Annotated in this window: 2 rRNA genes; both read right to left on the reverse strand. The window is 60.5% G+C overall.

The window, feature by feature from the left end:
- A 23S ribosomal RNA gene (locus QC029_RS30380) occupies positions 1-563 on the reverse strand; the annotation flags it as partial.
- Positions 564-900: 337 nt separating this feature from the next.
- A 16S ribosomal RNA gene (locus QC029_RS30385) occupies positions 901-1444 on the reverse strand; the annotation flags it as partial.

A 1444-nucleotide genomic window follows, 5' to 3' on the forward strand; every position in this document is an offset into this window, starting at 1 on the left:
CACCATTCCCTCACGGTACTATCCGCTATCGGTCACCAGGGAATATTTAGGCTTAGCGGGTGGTCCCGCCAGATTCACACGGGATTTCTCGGGCCCCGTGCTACTTGGGTGTCTCTCAGACGAGCCGTCAATGTTTCGGCTACGGGGGTCTTACCCTCTACGCCGGGCCTTTCGCATGCCCTTCGCCTACATCAACGGTTTCTGACTCGCCCAGCCGCCGGCAGACGACTGATCAGAGATCCCACAACCCCGCCCACGCAACCCCTGCCGGGTCTCACACGTGAACGGTTTAGCCTCATCCGGTTTCGCTCGCCACTACTCCCGGAATCACGGTTGTTTTCTCTTCCTGCGGGTACTGAGATGTTTCACTTCCCCGCGTTCCCTCCACATACCCTATGTGTTCAGGTATGGGTGACAGCCCATGACGACTGCCGGGTTTCCCCATTCGGACACCCCCGGATCACAGCTCGGTTGACAGCTCCCCGGGGCCTATCGCGGCCTCCCACGTCCTTCATCGGTTCCTGGTGCCAAGGCATCCACCGTGCGCCCTTAAAAACTTGGCCACAGATGCTCGCGTCCACTGTGCAGTTCTCAAACAACGACCGGCCACCCGCCACCCCCGCCAACAGGCGGAGTACACCGGGACCGGCACCGAAGACGCTCGACCTTTCACGGCCGCGCCCTCAGACACCCAACAGCGTGCCCGACCGGCTCCCCGATCACCGCATCCGTTCCACACCCCGTCTTCCGAGAAGAGGGGCAGTACTGAGAGCGGATCACCAGCGATCCGGCCGAGTAGTCAACGTTCCACCCATGAGCCACCGGCATCGGACGGGCGCCGATGAACCGGCCTCTGGAACCACCGGAAAACATCCCGGCGATCCAAGAAGTGCTCCTTAGAAAGGAGGTGATCCAGCCGCACCTTCCGGTACGGCTACCTTGTTACGACTTCGTCCCAATCGCCAGTCCCACCTTCGACGATTCCCTCCCACAAGGGGTTGGGCCACCGGCTTCGGGTGTTACCGACTTTCGTGACGTGACGGGCGGTGTGTACAAGGCCCGGGAACGTATTCACCGCAGCAATGCTGATCTGCGATTACTAGCGACTCCGACTTCATGGGGTCGAGTTGCAGACCCCAATCCGAACTGAGACCGGCTTTTTGAGATTCGCTCCACCTCACGGCATCGCAGCTCATTGTACCGGCCATTGTAGCACGTGTGCAGCCCAAGACATAAGGGGCATGATGACTTGACGTCGTCCCCACCTTCCTCCGAGTTGACCCCGGCAGTCTCCTGTGAGTCCCCATCACCCCGAAAGGCATGCTGGCAACACAGAACAAGGGTTGCGCTCGTTGCGGGACTTAACCCAACATCTCACGACACGAGCTGACGACAGCCATGCACCACCTGTACACCGACCACAAGGGGGCGACCATCTCTGGCC

This window comes from Streptomyces sp. DH37 (assembly GCF_029813835.1).
GTDB lineage: Bacteria > Actinomycetota > Actinomycetes > Streptomycetales > Streptomycetaceae > Streptomyces.